We start from the raw sequence: 25,054 nt of genomic DNA, 5'->3' as shown, positions 1-25,054 counted from the left end.
CGAAGAACGCCGCCTGCTGGGGCAGCTGGCGCTGGAATATAAATATGACGGAAAAGAGCCGCCGGTATCCGCTGAGCGTATTATTCAGCCACGTGCCTGGTATGACAAAGGCACCGACCTGTGGACCGCGTTTAATATCGTGCAGGAGAATCTGATTAAGGGGGGGTGCCCGGCAGAACGGCGAAGGGAAAAAGAACTACCACCCGTCCGGTAACCGGCATTGACGGCGATATAAAGCTGAATCAGGCGCTGTGGAAAATGGCGGAGGAGTTCGCAAAACTCAAATCATGAAAATAACCCCGGCGCGCCGGGGTTATTTTTTGTCAGGCATCACGTCCGCAGCCAGAAACGTTTCCGGCGCGGGCGCTTGTTTATTCCGCTGCGCCATTGCGGTATAAACCTCATCCCGTGCAATCAGCACGCGGTAAATACTTTTGATAATGGCCGCATATTCACGACGCTGTCTGATCAGCTTCGGGTTCGGGCCGGTGTTGTACATCCCGACGCTGTCCCAGTTCCTGCCGTACTGCCTGAAGTTTCTCGCCTCGATCCATGCACCGGTATAAATGCAGATGCACGGATCTTTCAGCAGCCTTTCCCGCGTAATATCGAACTTCTTCAGCTGGTTAAAGTGAGAGCTGTTTATCTGCATATTGCAGACGTCATGCGTGCCGCCGCTGCTTTTAGTATTCAGTGCGTTGTTACGCATACGTGATTCCTGAATGGAATGCGCCATCAGCAGACGCGGATCAATACCGAAATCCTGACCGGCCTTTGTGAAACACATTTCCGGCGCGGCCTGCGCGCTGAATACAGCGGCAAGCCCGAAGATAGCTGACCATTTCATTCTGATAATCTCACTTGCGTGCGCGTAATGCGCCAGGCGGGTTCGGGTGGAAAATACGCGCTCAGATCATCACTTGCAAGAAAATTCGTTACAGACGCGCACAGTGCGCTGACGGGCATGTGACGAACTTCGGCCGGGATATAAAGAATTCAGCAAGACAGGGTTAATTAACAAGCCGCTCTTCAAAGGTAGAATTTCATCACACCCCACGCAAGATTTCATCTTGCGGTTTTGTTTTTTTAAAACATGGAGTTAGGCTTTAAATATTATGTTTTTTTTGAGGTTAAAACGAAATTGTGTGTTAGTTAACACACTTTGCAGTGCCGGATTAGATGACAGAGAAGTGCCGGATTGTGTGTTATTGCAGTGCCTGATTGTGTGTTTTTAAGGTGCCGGATTGTGTGTTAATCCAGTGCCGGATTGTGTGTGAATCTGGCACTGCTACCGGCACTGTCGTGTGTGTTAATTGTGGTTATTAAATTTAATCATTAACTTAGGGTGATTTTATTCTGCAATGGTGCCGGATTAACACACCTGAAACACCCCTGTAGTGCCGGATTGACACACACAAAATGGCCCTGTAGTGCCGGATTAACACACCTGAAACGTGAATTTAAGGGCTCTCTTTACGCTGTTTTTTTGGACGCAGTGCCGGATTAACACACTGAAAACCGGCTAAAAAGCACCTGTTTTTCTGTAAAACGGTGCTCCGCACGGAGGTGTCTTTTATGATGAGAATCAGCTCAAAAATAAAATTACAGTGCCTGATTGACACACAGTTAAAAACAGCCGAATAATAAAAAGAAACCCACACCTGTTTTACACCACTCTCGTGGTCAGGAACAGAAAAACTTAAATCCGCATTCAGCTAACGTTTTGCCCGTATTTAAATCAGCGGCATTCAGGAATGAGACATGGCCAGAAGAAATATTTACTTTAAAGAAAAAACGGAAAGGGATGTTCAGGAGCTCGTTGAGATTGAGATTCAGAACGGCGCCACGCACGGAGAAATTAACTTTTCCTCAATGGTTAATGAACTGGTCGGGATTGGTCTGATTATCAAAAAACATCAGGGGGAGGGGAACACTTTTGATGAAGAAGGTTTTAACCGTGACCTGATCCGGAAAGTGGCTGGCGTGCGTGAAGGTATCAGCATTATGACGGCCATGATGACGGAAATGTATCTGCATATGCGCGGTGAAAACTCTGACGACAGACTGGGCGAGTTGCTGAATCAAAATCTTTCGGCAATCAGTCAGGCGGAATATGACGCGGAGAGCAAGCACTTCATCCACAAAGAGTAATCGCTTTGCTGAGAGAGTCGGGGTTATTCCCGGCTCCGTTTCTTTCCGGTTGTATTCTGACTGCTACCGTTCTCTGCCTCAACCTTCCTGTTTTTCGCAACCCGTTAATTCAGGTCCATCCCGTTAAGTCATATTGTTTCTTTCCTGTCTGGTATCTCGTCCTGAATCAGTAGACTTTAACACGGAGTGTCTGTGACGCTTTCTGCGCAGGCGGGATAATCACCGGCAGGGCGGATGATGTAATTTGTGGGTTCATCAGGTATACACGGTAAAAGTATCTGGAGTGATTTAAGGGCGAATACATTAAGACAGAAAGTCCTGTTGGTTCGCCCTTAATCTCCGCTGTGTTAAGTCTGTTTCTCTTTCAGGTGGAAACCCGAGCTGATTCAAATCACCCGCGATATGCCTTTTCACTGCTTCAGGGATACAACTGTGCTGCGCACACAGAATATCAGTGTACAGAAATCAGTTAATCGTTAAGGTTAAAATAAGCCGGCGTGATAAGAATGCAGGTCTAATTGGAACTAAGTGGGTTCTCTGCCCGGCTGACTTTTTCCGTTATAAATTCATCAAACAAAACGGCCAGTTCTCTCAGCCTGTGAACTTCTTCATTCTCGGGTAACTGGTGTTCAGTCAGGTAATTGAGCGACCCCAACAGCCGCTGCATAATTTCCTCGTTCATGCTCTGCTTATTAAACCGGGCGCTTATGCCAATATCCCTCCTTAAATTAACCGGGAAGCTGCTGCTGAAGGCGCGCTTTTGTCCGGCTACAAATACTTTTTTATTCTCCTGGTTCTGTGACTCTGCTGCATATTGTTGCCGGATAACTTCCAGTCTGCTTTGTATAAATTCATCAAACAACCTGGCCAGTGCAACAAGCCTCTGACCTTCGCCTGTTTTAATTACCGGTCTTCGGGGAGAGAACTGGAGGGAGCTAATTAATCTGCTGATGATTTCATCATTTGTGGTATATCCGCGAACTCTTGCTGCTACGCGCAGCTCGGTCAGTAAGTTCTCAGGCAGCCACAGTTTCCGGTACTGCATTTCACCCTGAGCATACTTCCTCGGCCTTCCCCTGCCGTCGCCCATTTTTTCTTTCACTTTCATGCTGCTGGTCCTCCTTGCGAGGTATTCCCTTGTCAGGGCCCAAGCCTACGCCAGTGGCATTCAGGATTAATCTTAAAATTAACTGAACAGTCATGTAAAAGTGTGACATGCGTCACAGATTTTTTTTTTTTGAGAAAATGTACACTTACGCAGCGTTACATCCGTTTACGCGCAATGACATTTCCTTAACTCAAATCAAGGATTAATTACAATGAAGCCAGATGATTTAACCCCCCTTGAAAAAGGGGCGGTGGCGGTAGCATTACCGGACGGTGTCAGACCACCTGAACGCAGTGTTATCGGCCAGCTCTCCGCCCGCTTTAAACTGAAGTCCTCCCCGTTTTTCCTGCTCGTTAAATCCAGTCCAGCCATGCAGCGTCTTCTCATTTTGTCCGGAGTAATGCTTCTTCTCTCAGCATTCCCCCAGATTTCATTTGCGGAAGACCTGCTGAAGGGGCAGAAAACCGACATCAACGACACATTCGGCCACGGCGGTACGGTTGAGTGGATTTTGTATATCGTTGAGTTCCTGTCCTGTCTGTGGCTTTACATCAAAACCCGCAACCCGATGGTCCTCGGCGGCCTGGTCCTCCTGATTATCGCCACCCGTACGCTCTACCCACTGATTGCGAACTGAATCGTGGACGAGCGGGAATCATCCAAATACCGCTTCCCGGAAACACTGAACCAGCAGAAACGATGGCTCGGGCTACCGCCTGAAGAGGCTTTTATCCTCCTCGGTTGTGGTCTGCTCGGCTTTTACATCGACATGTTCATCGTGATGCTCGTTGTCGGGGCGGTGCTCTGGCTTTTTATCCGGCACCTCAAAAAAGGGCAGGGCTCCTGGTGGCTTCTGAACCTTTTGTACTGGTATCTGCCGACAGTGCTGTTTCGGGTGCAGTTCCGGCGCGTGCCTGATTCAGCCAACCGGCACTGGATGCAGTAATGACCCTGCCGCCCTTCGGGGCGGCACCTTTTCCCCGCGTGGGAGGGATAATGAAACTTCGTGTAAAAGAGACGCGAAACAGACTGACGGTGGCACTGCTGGGTGGACTGGGCGGCCTTCTGGCGCTCAGTGTCGCCGGCAACTGTATTACCGGCGGTCTTGCGTGGCATTTTTACCGCACACAGAAAACCATCACCGTTCCGATGATGTTTGACCGTGCATTCAGCTCAACGGCCACCGGAGGCGATGCGAACCTGAACAGCATGCTGGTTCGCTCTCTCGCCAGCCTCCGCCTGAACGTGACGCCAGAAACGGTAGACAGTCAGTACAAGCGTTTACTCAGCTGGGTTCCCCCGGAGCAGCGCTCCGAAATGAAGAAAACCCTTGCGGTTGAGTCCGATTACATCAAGAACAACGGCATTTCCAGCGTGTACAGCATCGAACACGAATTCACCGACACCACCACCGGTGAAATCACAGTCGGCGGCACGCTTCACGCCAGCACCACCAACGGCACTCTTGACCTCGTCACGCCTGATGCACACCGCGTCAGAGCCGCCAGTGGCAAGGACAGGATTGACCTTCCGGATGCCAGAAAGGCCTACCGCTTTAATCTTCACTACGTTGACGGTCTTATCCGCCTGACAGACTTCTCCGAAGTGAAGTGGCCAGCCGCCTTTGACGCTGACGACTCAGGGAAAAAATCATGAAACTGACCTTTACCGCGCTACTCGTTGCCGGAGCCTGCCTGACCAGCAGCGCGATGGCAGCCGTCAGCGGCCCCACGGGTACGGTGTTTGAAAACAATGCCCACCTGAAGGCGCAGATGAGCAACACCAGTCCCAATAAAGTCATTATCGACGGCGAACTCATCACGGGCGTGACCGGCCCTGAGAATGCCTACAACCGCGACACCACCGCGGACGGCGCGCTGCTGATTACGCCCACGACCGGCCAGGACTTTACCATTTTCCTGGAAACGGCGAGCGGCATCAGCGCCTCACTGGATGTGTCACCCCGCCCGGGGAACGGGCGCACGCTGCGCCTCATTCCTGCCGTGACAAAATTCAAAGCCAATCCTGACGCGAAAGCCTGGGAAGAAAGTCAGCCGTGGGAGAAGACGCTTGTCAGCGTCGCCCGTACCGTCGTGAACGGTGGCGTACCGGATACCTATACCGAGCTGAGCGCCGACCGGGGACCGGCATACACGCCCGCTGCCGGCGTGACGCTGACGCCCGAGCGCCAGCTTGCCGGTTCCCATCTGCGCGTCATGCGCTATCGCATGAGCAACACCGGCTATGTGACGCGCGAGCTGAGCGAAAGGGAGTTCTGGCAGAAAGGGGTACGCGCCGTGATGCTGTCCACGCGCACGCTGTACGCCGGTGGGCAGGGCTACGCCTGGGTGATTTTCTCCACTGACGCGGAGGGTTCGCAATGAGCAACATCAACACGGCAACCCGCCGCCGTCAGTGGGTGATAACGGGGATTACGATGGCCGTTGCTGCGGCCATCGGCACGGGTGTCTGGTGGTACAGACATCATCAGGAGGAGCTGAAAAAACCTGCGCCGGTGAAGGTGGACCTGACCGGACACGGGCTGGTCACCTCCAACTTTACCGAAACCGTGACCAACTCCGTCCTGACGCAGCAGCAGAACAAAACGGCCACGCTGGAAAAGGGCTTGTCCTCACTGTCCACGGAGGTCAGTTCGCAGAATGAAGCCCTGACACGGAAGCTGGAGCAGATTAGCAGCACGCTTGAAAAGCTCCAGAATCAGGCGGACAAAGCACCTTCAGCCGGCAGCAACACAGGCACACAAAGCAGTGCCGGGATGCCCGCAAACGGCCCGCTGTCTACAGGGCCCGCAGGCCCTGCACGGTGGGAGGTGACCGATCCGGCCAAAGGTCCGGCATCCGGTCAGGGTGGTCAGTTCTATCCCTCAAAGGAACGTCAGGGCTTTTATCCCGGCAGCGGAACCGTCCGCCCCGGAGGGCTGAAGCGTGACACGTTCACCTATGCCGTGCTGCAGAAGCCAAAGTACACCCTGCCGTGGATTCCGTCGGGTTCCTTCTCCGAGGCAACCATGATTGAGGGGGCTGACGCCAACGCCAGCGTGACCGGTCAGCAGAACACCTCGCCCGTGGTCATTACGCTGCTCGGCGACGTTTCCATGCCGAACGGACGCACCTACAACATGGACAAGTGCCGCGTGACCGGTGAAATCTACGGTGACATCTCCAGCGAGCGCGGTGACGTCCGGACCAAAAACATCAGCTGTATCCTGAAAAACGGCGACCACATCGATATGCCTTTTGAAGGGCATGTGTCCTATCAGGGCAAGGTCGGCATTCGGGGAAAACCGGTGATGCGTAACGGACAAATTCTGATGAATGCGGGCGGGGCGGGCTTCCTGTCTGGCCTGGGCGACGGCTTCAAGTCTGCCGCCACCCCTATGGTCGGACTGGGTGGTGCGACAACGATTGGTGCCGGTGACATTTTCAAACAGGGCCTCGGCGGCGGTGCCAGCAAAGCGGCCGATACGCTCAGTCAGTATTACATCAAGCGTGCCGAGCAGTATCACCCGGTTATCGATATCGGGGCGGGTAACGCGGTCACCGTGGTCTTCCAGCAGGGTTTCCGGCTGAAAACGATCGAGCAGGAAGAGGCTGAGAAAGACAAGAAAGAGGCCCCGGCAAATCAGGTCCAGCAGACGGCGGCCACCACTGCGGCTAACAGCTCAAAAGGGGGTTCTGACTCTACCGTTCTGAACCCGGATGAAGTGCTCAGGCAGGCCAGCCAGCTGCGGCTCGGCGACACCATCAACTGAAAGGACTCGCGATGAAACAGTGGTACGTACTGAAAACTCTCTTTGCCCAGGAAAAACGGGCTGAAGCGCATCTGGTTAATCAGGAAGTGGAGTGCTGGTTTCCTCTTTACACCGGCAGACGACTGGCTGAGGGAAAAGTGACCTCCCTTAAGCCGACGCCGCTGTTTCCTGGCTATGGATTTGCGCGCTTCGATCCGGAGGAAATCCACACCACAACCATTAAGGCAACGCGTGGCGTCTCGCAGATTGTCCGGTTCGGTGAGCGTCTGGCCGTCATGAGTGACAGGCAGATGGACGCGCTGAAGGAAATGACGGGCGAGGTTGTGGAAACAAAGGAAAAACCCCCGGCTCACGGCGACACGGTCATTCTGGAAAGCGGCGTTTTTGAGGGGTTTGAAGCCGTATGGCATGAGCCAAACGGCACAAAGCGGGCAGTCATGCTGGTCACCCTCATGGGCCGCATCGTTGAACTGGATTTGCGGAAACTGCGTAAGGAAGGCGTCAGGTTCCGCCACAAAAGCTGCAGCGAGTACAGGACATGAACGTAATCAAAAAAAAGCGGGCCGTGTTTCTGACGACAGTCGCGCTGCTGACTGTGAACCTGAGCGTGATGGCCTGGCTTATGTGCCACGGGTTCGGCATGACATGGTCAACGTGGGGCGTGATGACGTTAGCCTCGGTTGTGACGCTGCTCCTGCATTTGGCAAACCCTGACAGCGAAAGGGTTTCTTCTGCGACTCAGTATGGTTTTTGGTGCTGGTTGGTGATAGCCGGAATCTACATTTTTGATGCCGTTTCGGGGAACCATTCGCTGACACACAGCCCTGGGTTTCTGTTTTTTGCACTGTCCGTAAGCGTCATGGTTACGTTTGCCTTCACTGTGATGGCAGCACTGTATGCATCGCGCTGTCGTTAGAAAGGAGATTTTTTGTGTTGCTAAACAAATCCATACCCGCAGTGAAGGTAATCAGAACGCTCGTGCTGCTGTCCGTGATGCTGCTGGCCGGCTGTGACTATGGTGACAGGCAGTTTGATGAAGACCGGACAAAAGCACTGCAGAACCCTGATGCGTTTCAGGCCTATCAGCAGCTGAACAAGGACGCGGAAAAAAACTGCCATCCCGGAGTGTTCAGAGCGACATGCTCAGAGGAAGTCCATACTGCGTATCAGCAGCTCGCACTTTCAGTTTACCGCACAGCGTTAAACCGGCGCTCTCCCGCTGCCTTCATTGACCTGTTCATGCGGGATGACCCGCCGGAGGAGCTGCAATCCCGGATGCCCCAACTCGCTGAAGAACTGATTAATCTTGCCACGCATTCGGCTGGTGACAGGTCGTCAGCGCGTCTTCTGGCCACTGCTGCCCACGTACTGGAACGGGGGCAGTGGGTGCAGAAAGACAGCGTCCGTGCCGCTGCTTTTTTTGCTCAGGCCTGGCTTGCGTATGATACGAAGGCACCCGCCAGTCTCAGTCGTCTTTACAGCGAGCAGCATGATGAGGCCAGCGCGCTGCTGTGGCGTTTGCGCTGTATTGGCGACTGTTACGACAAACTGGAAACTGCCGATGACCCCGCGACGCTGAGCCCGAGAGAGATTCTGCGCATTCAGTCCCTGGCAAAGGACCGAAGCATTATCACCGTGAACGGGCAGGCAAACTGGGAGGCGAAATGAAGATTCTCGTCAGGGGGGCGCTTGTCGCGCTTTGCCTTCTGCAGACGCTGCCTGTGATGGCGGGCGGTTTCTCTTCCCGATCATCTTTTAAATCTTCACCAGGCTTTGCTGCCCGCAGTCCGTCGTACCGGCCCTCCTCAACAGGCAGCGCGCCCACCTATAAAAGCTTCAGGCCGGAATCGGGCAGCAGCGCGACAACTGCCGGAGGAAACGGCAGTCCAGCTGGCCGGGTTAACAGCACGTCTCCGGGATACCGGCCTTCACCCACTAACCGGCAGTCTCTGCTGAGCAGCAACGGGCCTCAGCCTTCACCCCGGCTTCAGACTATCATCAGGGAGAAAGAGGCCAGTGGTCCCGGCTGGGTGGGAACGGCTGCTCTGGTCTGGTTACTCAGTCAGCACGATTTGTCTTCCAGCGATCGCGAATGGATAAACAGCCGGCTGCGTGAAGCAGACAGCGACAGCAGCAGTGAGCAACCCGTGCCCGTGTCCGGGCAATCTGACGTCAGTTTTCAGTGGGCCGTTCCGGCGCAGATTGTGAGTGACCAGCCGGTAAAAATCATCGTGACGGCGTTTCGTCACGGGAAAGCGATTTTACCTTCCTGTGAACTCGGCGATGTAAAGAGCGTGCCGGAAAACAACGCGGCGGTGCTGAACTGGACGCCGGAAAACACGTTTTCTGCTGTGGCAACCTGCAGGGCAGAGGGCTGGGTGGACCAGCGTCTGCTTGCTGTTTCTCAAATGAGTGGGGGGGAGAGTGAATCTGAACCTGAACCGGACTGAGGATACTTTTGACAGGCAGCGAAAACAGTTTAATCGTATCCGTTGGATGAATATTGGATGGCTGGAAAGACATCCACCTCATGTTGAAACCCTTGCTGTGTGGGCTGTGACTGCCTTTATCGTGTTAATCAATCTGGATGATTTTTTTTCGGAGCAAATCCGCCCCGTACTTCTGACGGCAGGTCTGGCATCGGTCGTTTTGTCGGGTGTGTTATGGCTTCGGTGGAGAAATAAACCGCATAACTGGGCTGACCTTATTGCAGATGAACTGGTTTCGTACCTTCCCACTGATCCGGACGCTTTTGCCAGACTACAGCAAAGTGTTTTGGAGGATGGCCAGCTTGACCCAAAGGTACTGGATGAATGGGTAAAAGCGGAGGAATGTGCAATTCAGTACAAACAACAGGCTTTGAACCGACGGGAGTTCGCTTTCACGTCACGCAAAATGGGCCATGAAACAGAGGATCGCCATCATGACGACGCACGGCACCCGTGAAGCGCGGATACGGCTCTATTCGCTCCGCATCCGGTATCGTAAAGCATGGCTGTCACAGGCCGACAGTAACACCCTGGCTGCGCTGCTGACGGCCATTGAATCTGTTAACCAGTCACTGAACGCTCCCTGCATTGAGCCAGAATCCCTGCCTTCAGCAGACAGCAGCGGTCATGAAAGAGTAAGAGCGAATGCTCAGCGAACTCCTGACGTTAATAAATAAGCGGCGATATGACGCGGTAAGGAGTGACAGAATATGACGACCAGTAAGGTGTCAAATAACCGATCATCAAAGAACATTGAAATCCTGCTCTCATTTCTCTTACTCATGGTTTTTTGCGGGTTACTGTCGGTGCTCATACTGTATGTGTGTCCGAAGATAGTCTATTCCAGACTCGCAGATAAGCAGCAACAGGTTGGTTCGCTGGCGATGGTGAAAAACAACTGCCGCGGCTTCTTTTACCACGATGACGATGTTTCTGTGCTGGTGATGACCAGTGGCTACGTGGTGACAGTCAGCGGCTGTGTGAATGCCGATCCCGGTACAGCAGTGATGCAGCCGATAACCACTCTCACAACGGACGGTCGGGATATCGGTAAATACTGGTGTGTTAATGATATTTGTTATGAACGCACGGACAAGGAAAACAACTGAGGAATTTAGCATGTTTTGCTGGAGCGTTTTTCCGTAAACGTGTCAGTGCTTATGCCGGGCTATATCTTTCATCTGTATATGTAGCGTGTGACCGGACGCGGTGACGCCCCCGGCCGGGCTCCAGATCCTTATCAGGGAGAAGGAGGCCGGTTAGCGGCGTTGGGCAGAGCCCGTTTAATTCGTCAGGTCATTCTCACCGCCACTTTTAAACCCACACCCTTATCCGCGGCGCTGCCGCACCAGAGGACTTCACCATGCAAAAACTGTTTGCGTGCGCACTGCTGTGCGCTGCGCTCACCGGCTGCGCCGGTATGAACACTGATTTCGACTGCAACAAAACCGCGACTGACCAGTGCCTGACGATGTCCGAAGCCAGCCATCTGGCTGACAAGGGTAAAAGTCTGGATGACCTTAGCGCGCAAAAGGACGCCGCCCCAAAGGCTGCCGCTGAGGCGCTGGCGACGCCCGGCAATGTGAAGCCCGCCGTTAACCCCCACCGGACTGTCAGTGTCGCAACGCTTGCCCCGCGTCCGATCTCCGGTCAGGCAGTGACGTCAGGCAGCATCAGGGCCTCTACGGTTCCCGTGCATACATCTTCGCTGCCTGCCGGCACCGTAACAGCAGCAGACAGCAACGGCCCCGGACAGGTAGACGCCAAACGTATCCCTGACGCAACGCAGCGTCTGTGGATCGCGCCCTGGGTGGATGAGCAGGACAGTTTTCATCAGCCCGCAGTCGTGGAGTTTGTGAAGAAAAAATCCCGCTGGGATGAAGATTACCATGTCATAAGCCAGGGGGATTAACGATGGAACGTCAAGAGCGCGCAGGAATGTCCTGCGGTAAAGACTCTGATTACTGGTCATTCATAACACAGCATATGCCGGAATGCGTGGCTTCCGCAGGGGCCATGAACGGCCAGGTAAACAAAGGGAATCCCTGGGTGATTTGTATGGATGTGCCCTTGACACACGGGAATACAGCCGCGATCGGCATGACCGGCCACGGCAAAAACGCTCAGTTCTGGGCATCCTTATCCATATTACCCGTGGAAAGTGGCCGGAACAGTTGGCTCCTCGCCGCACACAACCGCAACGTTGCGGCCACACCGGAGGTCCGCCATGTTCTCTAAAGTTCTTGAACACCTGACCGGCATGCTTGACAGCGGCCGCCATGAAGGCGGCGCGAAAATCGCGGAAAGTATGCTGCGTCAGAATTTCAGTTATCCCAAACTGACCAGCCTGCTCCCCTGGCGGATGTATGATGACAAAACCGAGTTGTACATCAACAGCCATTCTCTGGGTTTCATCATGGAACTCTCCCCGCTGGCCGGGGCAAACAAGGAAGTGGTTCAGGGACTGGACGACCTGCTCCGTAAAAAGCTGCCGCGCAAGACACCCGTCACCGTGCTGATGGTGGCCAGTAAATGTGTGGGCGACATGCTTGATGAGGGGCTGAGTAAGGACATGTGGAAAGGCAGCATGGCCCCCCGTCTGAACAGCATAACGAAAGCGTTCTGGGAGCGCGCGTCACTGTGTGGACTGAGTAACAGGCGTGGCTATCCCCTGTATCTGCGTAACTACCGCGTTTTTCTGGTTTACGGCCAGGCGGGAAGAGGCGGGATTCAGGCGATGGATGCGGTGACTCAGCTGCGTGAAACTCTCCGGATTTCGCTGCAGGCTGCGCATATGGAATCGAAGGCGATTGGTCCCGAAGAATTCCTGTCCGTCATGCGTGAACAGCTGAACTATCGCCCCGGACAGGTGACGGCCAGTGACTCACACTGGAACACCGAGCAGGAGTTGCACCGTCAGAGCGTGGACCACAGTACTGAGCTTGAAGTCCATCCGGGCTTCCTGCGCATGACGACAGCCCGTCAGCCCGAGGACAGAAAACTGAGTGCGGGCGATGATGACGCCGTGGCCAGCACCCGCATTGTCAGTATGCAGCTGACGAAGGCACCGGCGCGGTTTGCGCTTTGGCAGGCCTCAGACAATCTTCAGAATATGCGTTTCCCCGACCTCGGTATTCCCTGTCCGTTTATTCTGAGCTGGACGATTTGTGTGGAGGATCAGGTAAAAAGCCAGAATGACGCTTTCCATAAGGAGCAGGACCTCGGCAAAAAAGCGGCCACCTCTTACGCCAAACTGTTCCCCGGTACGGAACGTGCCTATCAGGAATGGCGCGAACTGCGACAGGGGCTGGTTAACAATGAAATTGCCATGTGTGATTTCAGCCTTAACCTGACACTGTTCACCCCGGACGACGCGGGAGAGCAGCAGCGGTGTGAAGATGCGGCAGTCAACGTGTTCCGTAAAAACGATCTCGAAATTTCCGCTCCCCGCTATCAGCAGCTGCGCAACTGGCTCACCACGTTGCCTTTCCTTATGCAGGAAGGGCTGTGGGATGACATGAAGCACATGGGCGCCACGCTGCGCTGTAAAAGTTTCAATGCCGTCAACCTGATGCCTGTCGTTGCCGAGCGCAAGATGTCCCGTAAAGGGATTCCGTTGGTCACTTACCGGAATCAGCTGACGTTTCTGGACATGTATGACGATGAGAGTGAGGCGAGCAACTATAACTGGGCGGTCACCGGCACGTCTGGGGCAGGAAAAAGTTTCCTTATTCAGAATGTGCTGCGCGAGGTGCTCAATTCAGGCGGTTTCGGCTACGTCATCGACATGGGCGGCAGTTACAAAAACTTCTGCAGACAGGCCGGTGGTTCCTACCTTGACGGAGAAACACTGCGCTTCAACCCGTTTGCCAACGTCACAGACATCAGTGAGTCGGCTGAAGGGATCACCGGCCTGCTGGCCGTTCTGGCCAGCCCGCAGGGCAGGCTCGATGAAATTAGCGAGGCCATACTGCAAAAAGGCGTGGTCGCGGCCTATGCGTTACGACAAAACCGTGCACGTATCGACGACGTCGTGAACTACCTGAAGTCGGAGGAAGTCCAGCGCGAGTACGGCACTCAGCCGACGATCATGAACCGTATGAATGAGCTGGTTCTGCTGCTTGACCGTTGGTGTACCTGGGGAAGTGACGGGGAATACTTTAACTCCGATGCGCCGACTCTTGATGGTAAAACGCGTTTCACCGTGCTGGAGCTGTTAAGCCTTGAAAGCAGGCCACATCTGCTGTCAGCCGTGCTTTACTCCCTGATCCTCGCCATTCAGGAAAAAATGTACAACTCACCGCGTGACCTGAAAAAGCTGGCCATTATCGATGAGGCCTGGCGTCTTTTCAGTGGGCAGAACCCGCACGCCGCACGCTTCATCGAAACCGGTTATCGCACCGTGCGCCGACACAAAGGTGCGTTCATTACGATCACTCAGGGCATGAAAGACTTCACCGGACTTCCTGACAAACCGGCTCCGTCAGCTGCAGCTGCAGCATGGGACAACAGCGGCACCAAGATTACGCTGCTTCAGGACCGTAAGGCCCTGACAACATATCTTAACGCCAACCCTGACCAGTTCAGCGATATGGAAACGGAGATCATTCGTGGGTTCGAGAAGGCAGGCAGAACAGGCTACGGCTCAGTGATGATTTCAACGGGTGAGCTGAGTTCTTTCTATCGGGTGTTTGTAGATCCGGTAACGCGGGCAATGTTCAGTACAAAAGGCTCAGATTACCAGTACATGAGTGATGCTCAGGATGCAGGTGCAACCAGTGAAGAAGCCGCGTGGCTGCTTGCTTCGGAGCCCGACATGTACCGAGACGAGATGGAAAAACTGAAACTCTGGGCAGGTATGCCGAAATCCGAAGGTCTGAAGGAGGAAGAATATGCATAACGATGTAGCGGTGGACGCGGGCGAAGACGATTCGCCTCTGTCCACAAAGGAACAAAAAGCGGTTTCGGCGAAAAAAGGCAGCAAAATGGCGCCGTTCTTACAGCGGCGTTTTTTAGTCATTTTGCTCGCTGCATTGCTCCTGCTGGGACTGAATGCCGGGATCAGCATACTGATTTCCTCAAACTACCAGCAGGAAACGGTCGAGTTCGACATGAAGGGCACCATCGACACCTTTACACAGCAGAGTGCGCAGGCGCAGCTGACCAAAGAAGCGGCTGAGGCGCTGACCCGCCGTTTCAGTTCGGCCCTTGAAAGCAGCCTGATCGCATGGAAGCAGAAGCACGGCGGGGTAATCCTGGTGAAAGGTGCTGTTGTCAGCGGTGCGCACGACATTACCCCGGAAATCCAGTCTGAGATCGCCCGGCAAATGCAGGGGGCGCAATGAAAAGGCGGCTGGTCGCGCTTGTGATCTGTGCGCTGGCTTCCTTACCCGCCAGCGCGAAAGATTTAGGCAGCATCGGCCACCTGTTTCAGATAGCGGAACCGGATCTGCTGACATTTATCGCGAAGCGTCTGAAATCGATGCAGGACAGCGGCGAAATGGACCGGATTCAGCGCGAAGCCGAAGCGCGGGTGAAAGCACATGCTGTGAGGCCTGCGCCGGTTGCCGGGCTGACGCCCGCCATTAAAGACCGGGCTTTTCTCTATGACCCGACCTTTACGGTTCGTGAAACCGTACGCGACATGCGCGGAAACGTCATTGCCAGAGCGGGAGACAAAGTTAACCCGCTCGATAAGGTGCCCTACAGCGAGACGCTCTATTTCATTGACGGTGATAACCCTTCACAGATGGCGTGGATTAAAACGCAGGTTAAAGGCCTGCAGAATTTCAAAGTCATTCTGGTCAGGGGCAACATTCACGACAGCAGCGTGGCGCTCGATGAGCCGGTGTATTTCGACCAGTACGGAACGTTAACAACAAAATTCGGCTTTGAGCACACCCCGGTGCGGATAACGCGTGCTGACAGGGCGCTCAGGGTGGAGGAGGTGGCACTGAGATGAGTCACATCACAAGGGGGCACGTGGCCCCTGAAAAAATTAAACGTCATAACTCTCAGGTTCGCCTGGATGATAATGACAAAAATGGTCTTCGCAGACTGATTGACGAGTACCCGCTTTACACCGAATCCGTCATCCTGCGCGCGGCGTTACAGGCCCTGCTCGCGTGCAGCGGCACTGCCCGCTCGGCCATCGTGCTGGCGTCACTGACTGACAGGGATGTAGGGGAGGTCATGCGTCAGCAGGGTATGGCGCATCTGACTGCTGAGGGCAGTGAAGATGACTGAACGAACGCTTACCGCCGTACCGGACGGTTCCTTTGAAAATCCTGTCCCGATGGTGGCTGAGCCTGTCAGCGGTCACCCGATGGCTGACGTCCAGCCACTGCAGAGCTGCCGGTCAGAAATCGTCATCGCGCCGGAAAGTATACGGGCGCTGGGGGCGCTTATCGATCATCTTCCGGCTGCCGGTATGTTTGTGCTCCTCCTGACGTTTGCGTTGCTTCTGCGCCGCTTTGTCTGGCCATTTCCGCCCCGGAAGGAGAATACGCCGCAGCCGGAAGAAACGTTCACCGTGTTTTCCCCACCGCAGCTCGGAAGCCGAAAGATGGCTGCTTATATGGCTGAGAGCGAAAACATTCGTTACTGGCAGTTCCTGCTGGCGGCGTTTGGTGGGGCGCTGGAAAAAGAGGGATATACGCTGCGAACCGATGCGAAGTCGGCCGCAGAGCTTCCCCTTTATGTACGCCAGCGTGTAGGTGCGGAAGTTTTTATGGCAAGGGAGCGCTATCTGGCACCGTTTCAGCCAGATGAAGTTGCAGAGAGGCGGCTGGCTTCCGCAACTGAGGATGGTCATGCAACCGGCTGGACAGAAATGTGCCGGAGGGGGGCAGAAGCAGCGGGCTGGTTTGTGGTCTGGAAAGGAGAAGCGCCATGCATGACAGACCAGGAACTCCAGAACACACCTCATTAACGGTGCACCGGAACAGCCCTTCTCAACGGGAGAAGCAAGGTGGATAAACTCAATGCGCTGTACGCAGCGGGGGCGCTTGCCCTTACTGTGTGGCTGGCCGTGATCGTCGGAAAAAAGGTGCGTCAGCAGACGCTAAAAGCGCTGTCAGGCCGTGCCGACGGCCGCAATGCCGCGCGGGACGCTGATACTCCGAAAGCCATCACCCCTCAGTCGTTTTTGAACCGGCGTGATGTGCATTCAGGCTGGCTGCAGGATATGTGGCCACTGCAGCAGGTCAGCATCATGTGCTGGGGCTCGCCGGGCACGCTTTTGCGGGACATTCCTGATGGCCTGCGTCAGCTGGCCCGCTTCCTCCGTAAAGAAAAAGGAACGACGACCGGCGGGAAACTCGGCGGGGACGGCGTTTTACGCTGGCACATGGAGTCGGACATCACCGCTGACTGCCCCTCCTTTTTTGGTCCTGATTCTTTTGGGGGAGCCGCGCAGCCGGGAGCCTATACGCAGGTTTTTGGCCCTCATATGCCGATGCCGGACAGGGAACTGGTGGTGGTACTGCTGCAGGGTACGCACCAGACCGCGCCTGAAACGCTGCCGCATTTTCTCCGGTCTGTCGCTGAGCAGATTGAAAAAGGGATCGTCCAGTATGGCGTTAACGACGGTTATACCGGCTGGGCTTTTATTACCTATCCATCACGACATGCACGCCCCTTACAGTCAGCCAGTGTGAAAGACGACTGGACGGACGGGGCCATGTCACAACAAGGGGGATGACGATGACACATGAACGATATCTGCTCTACGGGGTAATCCTGGTGGCTGCAGGAATTTGCCTGTTTTTGTTCCTGTTGGTGAGAACACTGCGGGCAGCACTGGACAGGGCGGATCAGAAGATTTACGGGTTTTACAGCGATCCGGAAAAAATGAACCACTTACGAGAGTACTGGACAAGGATTGAGGGGAGTGAAGAAGATAAAAAACTCAGCAGGCTGGCAGAGAGCCTCGGCACGCACCTGAGATGGTATAAGAAGGCCTGGCCCGTTCGCCAGATAAGCCTGAACATATCAGCGCCGCGCGGAACCCTGAAGACGTCTGTCACGGCCATGCTGCGCACCCTTCCGGTTTCTCAGTTGTGTTCGCCCGGGATTGAAATGAGGCGTTTTTTCTCGGACCAAAACGTAACTGTACTCATTACTGCCAGAACAAATGCAGACAAACCGTCTTACTTTGGCACTGCGGGATGTGGCGGTCACGTTGCCCCGGATGTCTGGACCGGGGTGTTTGGGGAGCAGTGTGACGAACCTGACCAGGAGAATCTGTGGGTGCTGTTGCAACTGACCCGCCATACTTCAGATAATGAAGTTGTGTGGTTTCTGGAGCAGACGGCCAGCCGCATTGAAAAAGGTGAGGTAGCCGCAGGCGATCACGATGATGACAGTGGCTACGCCTTTCGTGCCTATCCCGCAACGCCGGCCAGCATTTAATTCCCCCGCCATAAAGTGCGGGCATCTGAAAGGAAACCTGAATCATGCATACAGCAAAAATCCTTCTGGTCCTTTTCGGTGGTGCTACCCTGCCGTGGTTAATCCATCACTTAATCTCCCGGTTATCTGAATCCGGCTCACAGGGCAGGACGCATTCAACAAACAACACAGGCGATGACAGCAGTGTAAATACGACCGTTCTGATGAGCGACACGTACACCGGAGGGCATGACGGAGGTTGTGGCTCATCCGATATGGGTGGCCACTGTGGAGGTGGTGATGGTGGCGGGGGTGGTGACTAGGGTTATGGTCTGACCCCCTGCGTTCATCACAACATGCGTTACAAATTTCTCTGTGCGCTGTAAAACGCCAACAACACCGTTTTTCTTCTGACCACCTGCTATTTCCCTACCCGCTGCGCACGGGCTGTCCGCTCCCCGCCCGGCTGCGGTACGCCTCAGCCTGCACTCCGCAGACAGGGCTGAATCACTGACTGCTGCAGCGCTGCGGTCACCATCACGAAATTCCTTTTATGACAATTCACGGTGAAATCTCAGCGTCCGACATGGTGCGTGACCGCCGGGGACAACGGCCCTGGCCCGACTGTTTAACCTGCATTAAAGGCCATTCTGGAGAGACCCCCTCATGACTCAGACACAACCCGATTCACTTCATCATGCCTGTGTAAGTAATACCGCGACATGCGTTCAACTGGATAATGACAATGACGCCTGTAATGAAGGCGAGGAAACAGGCAGGCTGACTCACTACCGGCTGATTTTATCGGCCGCGCCAGGCGGTCTGCAAAGGGGCATTCCGGATGTTATTGAAACGCTGTCAGAAAGGCTGGAAGGGCACCCGCTTGCAGAGTCAGAAGGCGAACAGCGCGGCAGCGAGGGCGGAGTGAGCTGGCAGCTGCAGGAAGGGCCAGGGGGGCGGTTCAGGTTTCGCAAAGATGATTTCTGGATGGTCGGGACGATGAACTGGATCGACGCTCTCGAAGATTTCCGGCCAAATCAGGACCGGGACTGGCTGGTCGTACTGATACAGACCGACAGCGGACTGCCTGACCGCGACCTGTCTTTTTTCCTGCATCAGGTCAACGTCAGGATGAGCCACTTCCCCGGACGCCACCGCGTGGTGATGCATGAAAAGTGCGGGATGTGCTACTGCGCTTATCCGGCCATGCCGGGGGAAGGTGAAGGCCATGACCCCCTGCGTCAGGTCACGCTGACCTGCAGCGTGGCGGCCGGCAAGCTTCATTCGGCCATTCCGGCATTTCTCAGAAACTTCGACTTCTTCGAATATTTTTTCTGGAACGACCACGTCAGCAGCATTGACTGCACGTACGGCGGTCCCCGCAGGCTTCCTGAAACGCGTCCGGACTATCACCTGTTCGGGAAAACACTGGAGGCCTTTCGGAAACAGGAGGAGGCTCGTGGACGCGGAAGTGAGCGCGTCCTCTGGTCAGGCAACACCTGTGAGATGACGTATACGTCCCCTTTCTTCCTGCCCGAAACACAGGACGGTTGCGTAGAGCCTGTCGCATGGGCCTGGCATGAAAACCTGAGCGGTGGCCGTGATATGAAGCAGGACCACCTGTGGATCGTGCTGGAGGCGGATGCCTGGCGCCGGAAGGAGGAGCTTGTTGGACTCTTCACGGAACTGGCCACCGCACTGGAGCAGGGCATCACGGAAAAAGCAGAAAAGCACACTGCTGGCGGCTGGGCTTTCAAAACATCCAAAGCCGCATCACAGGACCTGACCAGACCCGAGGCCGGTTTATGAAAAGGATTGAATCTTTAATCACACTGTCAATATTAATGAGCGCAGGCTTCATCGTGCTGGCCAGCTTTCTCCCTCTGATATTCTGACATCCTCCGCCCGCGGCACACAGGCTGTTCGTTCCTCGCCCTGCTGCGGTACGCCTCAGCCTGCATTCCGCAGGCAGGCCTGATTAACTGACGCCGGCAGCGCTGCTGCCACAATCACGGAATTCATTTTATGACAGTTCACGCTGAAATCTCAGCGCGCGATGTTGTGCGCGATCGCTGGGGACACTGGACCCATCCTGACTATTTTACCTCCGTTGACGGGAATGAATTTGCCGCTTTTGACGATTTCAGTGCCTGGCTCAACGCGCACCGACTGAAATCCGCGACATCCTGGATGGAAAATGACGTCGATCCGTCGCAGATGGAACGCTACTGGAAAACCGGTAACTGCAGTGACTGGGAACCTATAAGACCGCTCGGGGAGGGCTGGTTTACAGGCAGTATTCATGACACTGACGACGGCCCGGTTTGTGTGTGGCTCTGTCCGCTGGCTGAAAAGGCGGATGAATGAAAAGATTATTGCTGACGCTGTGCCTGCTGCTGTCAGTCATTGCAGCCAGACCGGCCCTTGCAGGTGGTGATAATGCCGGTGACGGGCGCTGGGTGAACCCCATCAGCGATGTCTGCTGGAAGTGTCTGTTTCCGATGTCACTCGGCAGTATCCAGCTGGCGTCAGGCGCGCATCCGGATACGCCAAATCCGGCATCACCCATTCAGTTATGCCCCTACGGCATCTTTTACCGTCTGGGGCTGGCCATCGGATTCTGGGAACCTCTCGCCCTGGCCGATGTGACCCGTGAGCCGGGCGTCATGGTGAATATGGGGGGCTTTAAAATCAATCTGGGGAAAACCGGAACGGGGCGGGCCGGGCAGAGTGACGCCCCCACGCCAGGGAGTTTTTATCATGTTCACTGGTACAAATACCCGTTGCTGTTCTGGCTGAATATCATCACCAGTACCGGCTGTATGCAGACCGGGGACATGGATATTGCCTATCTCTCGGAAGTGGACCCGCTCTGGAACGACAGTACGCTTTCGATGATCATCAATCCGGAAGTCGCGCTGTTTAATAACCTGCTAGCGCAGGGGGCGTGTGCTGCCGATTCCATTTCCTCCACCGCAGGTCTGCCGCTGGACCCGCTTTTCTGGTGTGCCGGCGCGCAGGGTTCAATGTACCCGTTCACGGGCTACACCAGTAACGAGTTTTCGCCGCTGGAGGCGTCACTGCTGGTGACGGAGCGAATGGCTTTCAAGCTGCACCGCGAGGGGCTGGTCATGGAGACGGTCGGGGCGGATGTCGCAGTCTGTTATGAATATCCGTCCCCGATCATCCCAAAATCGCGCTGGCGCTATCAGATGGTCAACATGTATCCCGAACCCAGCGACTGTCACCCTTTTGGCACGTCAACACAGCTGTGGGGGAGCACCCACAACACACCTGCCACGAAGAAGAACTTTGGCTGGCTGCTCTGGCGAAAGCGCAACTGCGTATACCTCTGACGTTCAGGAGCCCGAATACCGTGAAACTGACTAAAACGCAGCGTGCAGCACTGCGCCTGAAGTTTGGTGGCCGCTGCGCCTACTGCGGTGAAGTGTTACCCGAAAAGGGATGGCACGCCGATCACGTGGAGCCGGTGCTGCGTATTTCCGAGGTGGATGAGAAGGCACGCCAGAAAGGCGTGTGGAAACTGAAAGCGACCGGCAGCGTGACATTTACGCTGCGGGACAGTCTGGACAATCATTTTCCCGCCTGCGCACCCTGTAACCTGTTCAAAGCGACCTACAGCGTCGAGGTGTTCAGGGAGCAAATCGCTAAGCAGGTAGCACGGGCCAGAGCGACGAGCGTCAATTTCCGGACCGCAGAACGGTTCGGGCAGATTCAGGTAACGACGCAACCGGTGGTGTTCTGGTTTGAGCGTTATCAGGACTGCGGGCAGGCCGGGCCCGTCCGCGCATAAGGCTGCGCCAGCCAGAAATTACCTCCATTTTTTAGGAATTCTCATGAAAAACATACTGATGACGGTGCTGACTTTCAGCATCGCAGTGACCTGCGCGCACGCCGCTGAACAGCCCGTTATCGCAGACAGCGACATGGCGTACATGAAACAGCAGCAGCGGGAACTGGAGCAGTTCAAACAGCAGCTGCAGGGCGCAAACATCGCCCTCCCGGATATGCAGCAGGGCCGGGTTAATCAGTTTCAGAACGAGATTGCGGCCTCCCAGGCGCAGGAGAACAGCGCCGATCGCCCGACGCCGCGTGCCGTTTATTTCGTGAGCCTGGGCATTCCGGAAGAAGGCCTGCTGCCGATGCTTCAGGATGCGCGGCGCTTCGGGATTCCGGCCACGCTTCGCGGGCTGCTGGACAACGACTTTCGCAAGACGGCCGAGACGATGTTCGAACTGTCAAAAAAGGATAAGCAGGCGGGCGTGCAGATTGACCCGACGCTCTATCAGAAGTACGGCATTAAAGCCGTGCCGGCCCTGGTGGTCACCTGTGGCCAGAAATTCGACGTTCTTTATGGCAGCCTGCCGGTTAAGCAGGCGCTGGAAGAAGTGAAGCTGCGCGGTGACTGCGGCGCCACGGCGGCGCAGATGCTGCAGGAAGGGGAGAAGGGCCGATGAAACGCTTCTGTCTGGTTGCGCTTCTGCTGCTTACCGGCGTCCGGGGTGTCCTCGCTGACGCCAACAGTGACGCCTTCAACGATGCAAGTAACTTTGGTCAGAACAATAAAAGTCAGGGTACGTCGGCGGTCAGCGGGACCGACCCGTCTTCGGTGATCCCCGGTTACACGCCGAGCCCTTCCCAGAGTGGTTATTACGGTGGCGTACGGGGCGGAGACGGCGGTATCGGAGATAAAGGACAGGGTTCACTCAGCCAGAACGAAGCCGGACAGACGGTCAATGATTCCAGTACCAGAAACCCCGCAACAAAAATCGATCCCAGTGCAGACTTCATTCAGAACGGCAAAAACGCCGAGGCCAACGGCGGAAGCATTGTTGACGGCTCTAACGCCAACTGCAGCCAGAAGGTCGTATCCAAGTCGGTGTTTGAGAACTACAGCTGTGACAGGGATATCAACCAGATTCAGACCTGTGCCCGAACGGCCAGCATTCAGGTGACCGGCTCGAAAGAAACCTACACCACGCAGTTTGTGATGGACGCGAAGAACTCAACAGGAAACAACGAGGCTAACTATTGGGTACGTTACGACTTTACCGTACCGGATGACGGAACATTATCGAGTGGTTCATGGGAGTTCCTGCTTCCACGTTCGCCGGATTACCACGGAGACCGGCTCGGATATACGTTTCGTGCATTCGATCAGTCAGTAACAACGAAGTATAACTATTCCGGTACGTTTTCCATCACTCCTCAGCGCGTCTCTAAAGGCCAGGTGATATCAATGTGGATTCACTACGATACTGACGGTCACTACGATGAGGGGCGCGATGGCATGAAAAACGCCCTAGCCAATGGCAACTTCGTGCTTCGCATTACGCTCCCCATGAGTGCGGAGCGCGATACAACATCCTCACAGGTTGTCTGGACCGAAAGCTGTCCGTTTGATAAATCACAGTCAACAGGTAACGCTGGAACACAGTGCGTTGATCCGGGCGGTAACCGCACCATTAACCAGAACGGCCGGGATTACACCCAGTACAGCGACTGCTGGCAATACTCTGATGCATATGTCGTACCGGTGACCTCCACGGGCAACTGTGACCAGCTCATTAACAACCGAAACTGCACGCTGGCAGGCAAAAGCTGCTCACAGACTTACGGTACTGCCTGCATTCATGAAAACGACACGTATCAGTGTCAGACCACGTACTCATCGCAGGGACTGATGTGTGGTGGAAAATATTTCTGTCAGACCGGTGACTGCAGCGATACAGATGGGGCGGGTGACAGCGGGTTCGATACCGCCGTGGCCAAGCTTGCGGGGCTTGCCTCTGCAGGGGATGACGTGAAAAACGGCAGTCAGATCGACATCCGGGCCTTTACCGGTCAGGCCATGTCGTGCCGTAAGGCCGTTGCGGGCTTTTCAAACTGCTGTGTGGATACCGGCTGGGGCAACAGTTCCGGACTGGCCAACTGCAACAGCGAGGAGATGGCCATCGGCAAGGCGAAGGCGAAAAAAGTGACGGTGTTCGTGGGCGAAAAGTGTGACCACGCCGTACTGGGTGTCTGTGTGCAAAAAAGTCAGGTTTACTGCGTGTTCGGCGGCAAACTGAGCCGCATCATTCAGGAACAGGGCCGTCGTGACCAGTTGCACGTGGACTTCGGCAGCGGCGATTCGCCGAACTGTCGTGGCATCACGGTTCCTGAACTGCAGAACATCAACTTTGACCTGATCAACTTCCAGGACTTTTACAGCGACCTGATGGCCAACCAGAAAATCCCCAACGCGGATGCAATGGTAAAGCAGGCCAAAGACAGGATTGCGGCACAGGTTCAGTCTCAGACGGGAGGACAAAAATGAAACGGACGCTGCTGGCCTGCCTGTTACTGGCAGGCACTTTACCGGCCTTAGCTGATGACGACGTCCCTGCTGATGCAGTGGTGACGCCCGCTGAACCCTTTACCGGATGGCACTGGTACAACGAACCCAAAAAGAAGCCGGACGCACCGGCACCCAGACTCACGCCGGCACCGCCCAGGATACCAGATTTCAGCAAGCTGTCGCCCTCTCAGCAGGCAGACGTGCTGAAGGGGTACACGAAGGAGGCGAAGGCGAACGCGATTCTGCACCCCTCGGCGGAAAACACTGCAACGTTTCTGCGCTGGCAGAAGTTCTGGACTGACCGCGCCTCGATGTTCAGCCAGTCTTTTGCCGTGGCACAGCTCAAGTATCCGGACCTCGATTACAATCTGGAGCATCCGCACTACAACAGCACGGCGCCGCTTCAGCAGGCAAAGGATCAGGAAGAACAGTCTCAGGCCATCGCAAAACTTTCCGGACAGTACGGTCTGTTTTATTTCTACCGGGGCGGTGACCCGATAGACGCGCAGATGGCAGGTGTGGTGGCTGATTTCGCGCAACTTCGACACATTTCGCTGATACCGGTCAGTGTAGACGGGAATGTTTCACCGCAGGTCCCTGACAGCCGTCAGGATGACGGGCAAAGTGCCCGCATGGGGATCACGCACTATCCGGCACTTTTCCTCGTTGACCCCAAATCAAAAAACTACCGGCCGCTCGCCTATGGCTTCATGACCCAGGACGATCTCGCAAAGCGTTTTCTCAACGTGGCCACTGGCTTTAAACCCAATTTCTGAGGACAT

Annotated in this window: 31 protein-coding genes and 1 pseudogene; 30 read left to right on the top strand and 2 right to left on the bottom strand. The window is 55.1% G+C overall.

The features are described 5' to 3' along the window. Positions 1-291: pseudogene (locus IBT54_RS21570) on the top strand (DUF932 domain-containing protein); the annotation flags it as partial. Between the two features lie 22 nt (positions 292-313). On the opposite strand, the gene IBT54_RS21565 reads toward IBT54_RS21570, so the two are convergent. Beyond that, positions 314-847, bottom strand: a complete 534-nt coding sequence (locus IBT54_RS21565) for a lytic transglycosylase domain-containing protein (RefSeq protein ID WP_201253022.1) — start codon at positions 845-847, stop codon at positions 314-316. A 914-nt stretch (positions 848-1,761) separates the two neighbouring features. On the opposite strand from IBT54_RS21565, the gene IBT54_RS21560 reads away from it, so the two are divergent. Further along, complete coding sequence (locus IBT54_RS21560) at positions 1,762-2,151, top strand: conjugal transfer protein (RefSeq protein ID WP_201253021.1); 390 nt, start codon at positions 1,762-1,764, stop codon at positions 2,149-2,151. Between the two features lie 514 nt (positions 2,152-2,665). Here the strand turns inward: IBT54_RS21560 and IBT54_RS21555 are convergent. Continuing rightward, a complete protein-coding gene (locus IBT54_RS21555) occupies positions 2,666-3,259 on the bottom strand; it encodes a hypothetical protein (RefSeq protein WP_201253020.1) in 594 nt (197 codons plus the stop codon). Positions 3,260-3,470: 211 nt separating this feature from the next. Here IBT54_RS21555 and IBT54_RS21550 point away from each other — a divergent pair, with 211 nt between their 5' ends. The 28 genes from IBT54_RS21550 to traF all read left to right on the top strand — a co-directional run bounded on the left by IBT54_RS21550 (position 3,471) and on the right by traF (position 25,048). Continuing rightward, positions 3,471-3,896 (top strand): conjugal transfer protein, encoded by a 426-nt coding sequence (locus IBT54_RS21550; RefSeq protein ID WP_201253019.1) that lies wholly within the window; start codon positions 3,471-3,473, stop codon positions 3,894-3,896. Between the two features lie 3 nt (positions 3,897-3,899). Next, positions 3,900-4,205: a type IV conjugative transfer system protein TraL gene (gene traL / locus IBT54_RS21545; RefSeq protein ID WP_201253018.1), complete on the top strand. Its 306-nt coding sequence runs from the start codon at positions 3,900-3,902 to the stop codon at positions 4,203-4,205. A 50-nt stretch (positions 4,206-4,255) separates the two neighbouring features. After that, the gene (locus tag IBT54_RS21540) at positions 4,256-4,915 is read left to right on the top strand and encodes a type IV conjugative transfer system protein TraE (protein ID WP_201253017.1); all 660 of its coding nucleotides are present in this window, start codon (positions 4,256-4,258) and stop codon (positions 4,913-4,915) included. After that, on the top strand, positions 4,912-5,643 hold the full coding sequence (gene traK / locus IBT54_RS21535) for an F-type conjugal transfer protein TraK (RefSeq protein WP_201253016.1): 732 nt from the start codon (positions 4,912-4,914) through the stop codon (positions 5,641-5,643). The genes IBT54_RS21540 and traK overlap by 4 nt, the downstream gene beginning before the upstream one ends. Further along, positions 5,640-7,031, top strand: a complete 1,392-nt coding sequence (traB, locus tag IBT54_RS21530) for an F-type conjugal transfer pilus assembly protein TraB (RefSeq protein ID WP_201253015.1) — start codon at positions 5,640-5,642, stop codon at positions 7,029-7,031. The genes traK and traB overlap by 4 nt, the downstream gene beginning before the upstream one ends. An 11-nt stretch (positions 7,032-7,042) precedes the next feature. Next, positions 7,043-7,573 carry a transcription/translation regulatory transformer protein RfaH gene (gene rfaH / locus IBT54_RS21525; protein WP_201253014.1) on the top strand — a complete coding sequence of 177 codons (531 nt, stop codon included), beginning with the start codon at positions 7,043-7,045 and terminating at the stop codon, positions 7,571-7,573. Then, the gene (locus IBT54_RS21520; RefSeq protein WP_201253013.1) at positions 7,570-7,947 is read left to right on the top strand and encodes a hypothetical protein; all 378 of its coding nucleotides are present in this window, start codon (positions 7,570-7,572) and stop codon (positions 7,945-7,947) included. Before rfaH ends, IBT54_RS21520 begins: the two co-directional genes overlap by 4 nt. Before the next feature lie 14 nt (positions 7,948-7,961). Next, positions 7,962-8,699, top strand: a complete 738-nt coding sequence (locus tag IBT54_RS21515; RefSeq protein ID WP_336732057.1) for a hypothetical protein — start codon at positions 7,962-7,964, stop codon at positions 8,697-8,699. Beyond that, positions 8,696-9,481: a hypothetical protein gene (locus IBT54_RS21510; protein ID WP_201253012.1), complete on the top strand. Its 786-nt coding sequence runs from the start codon at positions 8,696-8,698 to the stop codon at positions 9,479-9,481. The genes IBT54_RS21515 and IBT54_RS21510 overlap by 4 nt, the downstream gene beginning before the upstream one ends. Next, entirely contained in the window at positions 9,456-9,977 is a 522-nt protein-coding gene (locus tag IBT54_RS21505) for a hypothetical protein (protein ID WP_370585196.1), read from the top strand. The genes IBT54_RS21510 and IBT54_RS21505 overlap by 26 nt, the downstream gene beginning before the upstream one ends. After that, a complete protein-coding gene (locus IBT54_RS21500) occupies positions 9,955-10,197 on the top strand; it encodes a hypothetical protein (protein ID WP_201253011.1) in 243 nt (80 codons plus the stop codon). Before IBT54_RS21505 ends, IBT54_RS21500 begins: the two co-directional genes overlap by 23 nt. A 33-nt stretch (positions 10,198-10,230) precedes the next feature. Beyond that, positions 10,231-10,629 carry a hypothetical protein gene (locus IBT54_RS21495; protein ID WP_201253010.1) on the top strand — a complete coding sequence of 133 codons (399 nt, stop codon included), beginning with the start codon at positions 10,231-10,233 and terminating at the stop codon, positions 10,627-10,629. Between the two features lie 254 nt (positions 10,630-10,883). Continuing rightward, positions 10,884-11,432, top strand: a complete 549-nt coding sequence (gene traV, locus IBT54_RS21490; RefSeq protein ID WP_201253009.1) for a type IV conjugative transfer system lipoprotein TraV — start codon at positions 10,884-10,886, stop codon at positions 11,430-11,432. A gap of 2 nt (positions 11,433-11,434) precedes the next feature. After that, a complete protein-coding gene (locus IBT54_RS21485; protein ID WP_201253008.1) occupies positions 11,435-11,758 on the top strand; it encodes a hypothetical protein in 324 nt (107 codons plus the stop codon). After that, on the top strand, positions 11,748-14,420 hold the full coding sequence (gene traC / locus IBT54_RS21480; protein WP_201253007.1) for a type IV secretion system protein TraC: 2,673 nt from the start codon (positions 11,748-11,750) through the stop codon (positions 14,418-14,420). The genes IBT54_RS21485 and traC overlap by 11 nt, the downstream gene beginning before the upstream one ends. Continuing rightward, the gene (trbI, locus tag IBT54_RS21475; protein ID WP_236263594.1) at positions 14,413-14,865 is read left to right on the top strand and encodes a type-F conjugative transfer system protein TrbI; all 453 of its coding nucleotides are present in this window, start codon (positions 14,413-14,415) and stop codon (positions 14,863-14,865) included. The genes traC and trbI overlap by 8 nt, the downstream gene beginning before the upstream one ends. Further along, positions 14,862-15,482, top strand: a complete 621-nt coding sequence (gene traW, locus IBT54_RS21470) for a type-F conjugative transfer system protein TraW (RefSeq protein ID WP_201253006.1) — start codon at positions 14,862-14,864, stop codon at positions 15,480-15,482. The genes trbI and traW overlap by 4 nt, the downstream gene beginning before the upstream one ends. Further along, positions 15,479-15,766, top strand: a complete 288-nt coding sequence (locus IBT54_RS21465) for a hypothetical protein (RefSeq protein WP_201253005.1) — start codon at positions 15,479-15,481, stop codon at positions 15,764-15,766. Before traW ends, IBT54_RS21465 begins: the two co-directional genes overlap by 4 nt. Further along, complete coding sequence (locus IBT54_RS21460) at positions 15,759-16,451, top strand: hypothetical protein (RefSeq protein WP_201253004.1); 693 nt, start codon at positions 15,759-15,761, stop codon at positions 16,449-16,451. Before IBT54_RS21465 ends, IBT54_RS21460 begins: the two co-directional genes overlap by 8 nt. Positions 16,452-16,490: 39 nt before the next feature. After that, complete coding sequence (locus IBT54_RS21455) at positions 16,491-17,222, top strand: hypothetical protein (RefSeq protein WP_201253003.1); 732 nt, start codon at positions 16,491-16,493, stop codon at positions 17,220-17,222. 2 nt (positions 17,223-17,224) lie between these two features. Beyond that, the gene (locus tag IBT54_RS21450; RefSeq protein WP_201253002.1) at positions 17,225-17,932 is read left to right on the top strand and encodes a hypothetical protein; all 708 of its coding nucleotides are present in this window, start codon (positions 17,225-17,227) and stop codon (positions 17,930-17,932) included. A 645-nt stretch (positions 17,933-18,577) separates the two neighbouring features. After that, positions 18,578-19,720, top strand: coding sequence for a hypothetical protein (locus IBT54_RS21445; protein ID WP_201253001.1), 1,143 nt, complete (start codon positions 18,578-18,580; stop codon positions 19,718-19,720). A gap of 216 nt (positions 19,721-19,936) precedes the next feature. After that, a complete protein-coding gene (locus tag IBT54_RS21440; protein ID WP_201253000.1) occupies positions 19,937-20,278 on the top strand; it encodes a hypothetical protein in 342 nt (113 codons plus the stop codon). Beyond that, the gene (gene traU, locus IBT54_RS21435; protein WP_089517965.1) at positions 20,275-21,267 is read left to right on the top strand and encodes a conjugal transfer pilus assembly protein TraU; all 993 of its coding nucleotides are present in this window, start codon (positions 20,275-20,277) and stop codon (positions 21,265-21,267) included. The genes IBT54_RS21440 and traU overlap by 4 nt, the downstream gene beginning before the upstream one ends. 20 nt (positions 21,268-21,287) lie before the next feature. Next, entirely contained in the window at positions 21,288-21,725 is a 438-nt protein-coding gene (locus tag IBT54_RS21430) for an HNH endonuclease (protein ID WP_201252999.1), read from the top strand. Between the two features lie 43 nt (positions 21,726-21,768). Then, positions 21,769-22,389, top strand: a complete 621-nt coding sequence (gene trbC / locus IBT54_RS21425) for a type-F conjugative transfer system pilin assembly protein TrbC (RefSeq protein ID WP_201252998.1) — start codon at positions 21,769-21,771, stop codon at positions 22,387-22,389. Continuing rightward, positions 22,386-24,251, top strand: a complete 1,866-nt coding sequence (gene traN / locus IBT54_RS21420; RefSeq protein ID WP_201252997.1) for a type-F conjugative transfer system mating-pair stabilization protein TraN — start codon at positions 22,386-22,388, stop codon at positions 24,249-24,251. The genes trbC and traN overlap by 4 nt, the downstream gene beginning before the upstream one ends. Continuing rightward, positions 24,248-25,048 carry a type-F conjugative transfer system pilin assembly protein TraF gene (gene traF, locus IBT54_RS21415; protein WP_201252996.1) on the top strand — a complete coding sequence of 267 codons (801 nt, stop codon included), beginning with the start codon at positions 24,248-24,250 and terminating at the stop codon, positions 25,046-25,048. Before traN ends, traF begins: the two co-directional genes overlap by 4 nt. Positions 25,049-25,054: the final 6 nt, after the last annotated feature.

The organism is Pantoea sp. S62 (assembly GCF_016658625.1).
GTDB lineage: Bacteria > Pseudomonadota > Gammaproteobacteria > Enterobacterales > Enterobacteriaceae > Pantoea > Pantoea vagans.
Note: the sequence above shows the minus strand (reverse complement) of the source record. Positions and strands in the feature narration are given on the sequence as shown.

Excerpts from the sequence above, each read along its gene's own strand:
- rfaH (WP_201253014.1), top strand. The coding sequence starts at position 7,043 with ATGAAACAGTGGTACGTACTGAAAACTCTCTTTGCCCAGGAAAAACGG.
- IBT54_RS21450 (WP_201253002.1), top strand. The coding sequence starts at position 17,225 with ATGACACATGAACGATATCTGCTCTACGGGGTAATCCTGGTGGCTGCA.
- traB (WP_201253015.1), top strand. The coding sequence starts at position 5,640 with ATGAGCAACATCAACACGGCAACCCGCCGCCGTCAGTGGGTGATAACG.
- traV (WP_201253009.1), top strand. The coding sequence starts at position 10,884 with ATGCAAAAACTGTTTGCGTGCGCACTGCTGTGCGCTGCGCTCACCGGC.
- traU (WP_089517965.1), top strand. The coding sequence starts at position 20,275 with ATGAAAAGATTATTGCTGACGCTGTGCCTGCTGCTGTCAGTCATTGCA.
- IBT54_RS21440 (WP_201253000.1), top strand. The coding sequence starts at position 19,937 with ATGACAGTTCACGCTGAAATCTCAGCGCGCGATGTTGTGCGCGATCGC.
- IBT54_RS21560 (WP_201253021.1), top strand. The coding sequence starts at position 1,762 with ATGGCCAGAAGAAATATTTACTTTAAAGAAAAAACGGAAAGGGATGTT.
- traK (WP_201253016.1), top strand. The coding sequence starts at position 4,912 with ATGAAACTGACCTTTACCGCGCTACTCGTTGCCGGAGCCTGCCTGACC.
- IBT54_RS21495 (WP_201253010.1), top strand. The coding sequence starts at position 10,231 with ATGACGACCAGTAAGGTGTCAAATAACCGATCATCAAAGAACATTGAA.
- trbC (WP_201252998.1), top strand. The coding sequence starts at position 21,769 with ATGAAAAACATACTGATGACGGTGCTGACTTTCAGCATCGCAGTGACC.
- traW (WP_201253006.1), top strand. The coding sequence starts at position 14,862 with ATGAAAAGGCGGCTGGTCGCGCTTGTGATCTGTGCGCTGGCTTCCTTA.
- IBT54_RS21520 (WP_201253013.1), top strand. The coding sequence starts at position 7,570 with ATGAACGTAATCAAAAAAAAGCGGGCCGTGTTTCTGACGACAGTCGCG.
- IBT54_RS21540 (WP_201253017.1), top strand. The coding sequence starts at position 4,256 with ATGAAACTTCGTGTAAAAGAGACGCGAAACAGACTGACGGTGGCACTG.
- trbI (WP_236263594.1), top strand. The coding sequence starts at position 14,413 with ATGCATAACGATGTAGCGGTGGACGCGGGCGAAGACGATTCGCCTCTG.
- IBT54_RS21510 (WP_201253012.1), top strand. The coding sequence starts at position 8,696 with ATGAAGATTCTCGTCAGGGGGGCGCTTGTCGCGCTTTGCCTTCTGCAG.
- IBT54_RS21465 (WP_201253005.1), top strand. The coding sequence starts at position 15,479 with ATGAGTCACATCACAAGGGGGCACGTGGCCCCTGAAAAAATTAAACGT.
- IBT54_RS21565 (WP_201253022.1), bottom strand. The coding sequence starts at position 847 with ATGAAATGGTCAGCTATCTTCGGGCTTGCCGCTGTATTCAGCGCGCAG.
- IBT54_RS21485 (WP_201253008.1), top strand. The coding sequence starts at position 11,435 with ATGGAACGTCAAGAGCGCGCAGGAATGTCCTGCGGTAAAGACTCTGAT.
- IBT54_RS21500 (WP_201253011.1), top strand. The coding sequence starts at position 9,955 with ATGACGACGCACGGCACCCGTGAAGCGCGGATACGGCTCTATTCGCTC.
- IBT54_RS21445 (WP_201253001.1), top strand. The coding sequence starts at position 18,578 with ATGACTCAGACACAACCCGATTCACTTCATCATGCCTGTGTAAGTAAT.
- IBT54_RS21460 (WP_201253004.1), top strand. The coding sequence starts at position 15,759 with ATGACTGAACGAACGCTTACCGCCGTACCGGACGGTTCCTTTGAAAAT.
- IBT54_RS21555 (WP_201253020.1), bottom strand. The coding sequence starts at position 3,259 with ATGAAAGTGAAAGAAAAAATGGGCGACGGCAGGGGAAGGCCGAGGAAG.
- traN (WP_201252997.1), top strand. The coding sequence starts at position 22,386 with ATGAAACGCTTCTGTCTGGTTGCGCTTCTGCTGCTTACCGGCGTCCGG.
- traF (WP_201252996.1), top strand. The coding sequence starts at position 24,248 with ATGAAACGGACGCTGCTGGCCTGCCTGTTACTGGCAGGCACTTTACCG.
- traC (WP_201253007.1), top strand. The coding sequence starts at position 11,748 with ATGTTCTCTAAAGTTCTTGAACACCTGACCGGCATGCTTGACAGCGGC.
- IBT54_RS21550 (WP_201253019.1), top strand. The coding sequence starts at position 3,471 with ATGAAGCCAGATGATTTAACCCCCCTTGAAAAAGGGGCGGTGGCGGTA.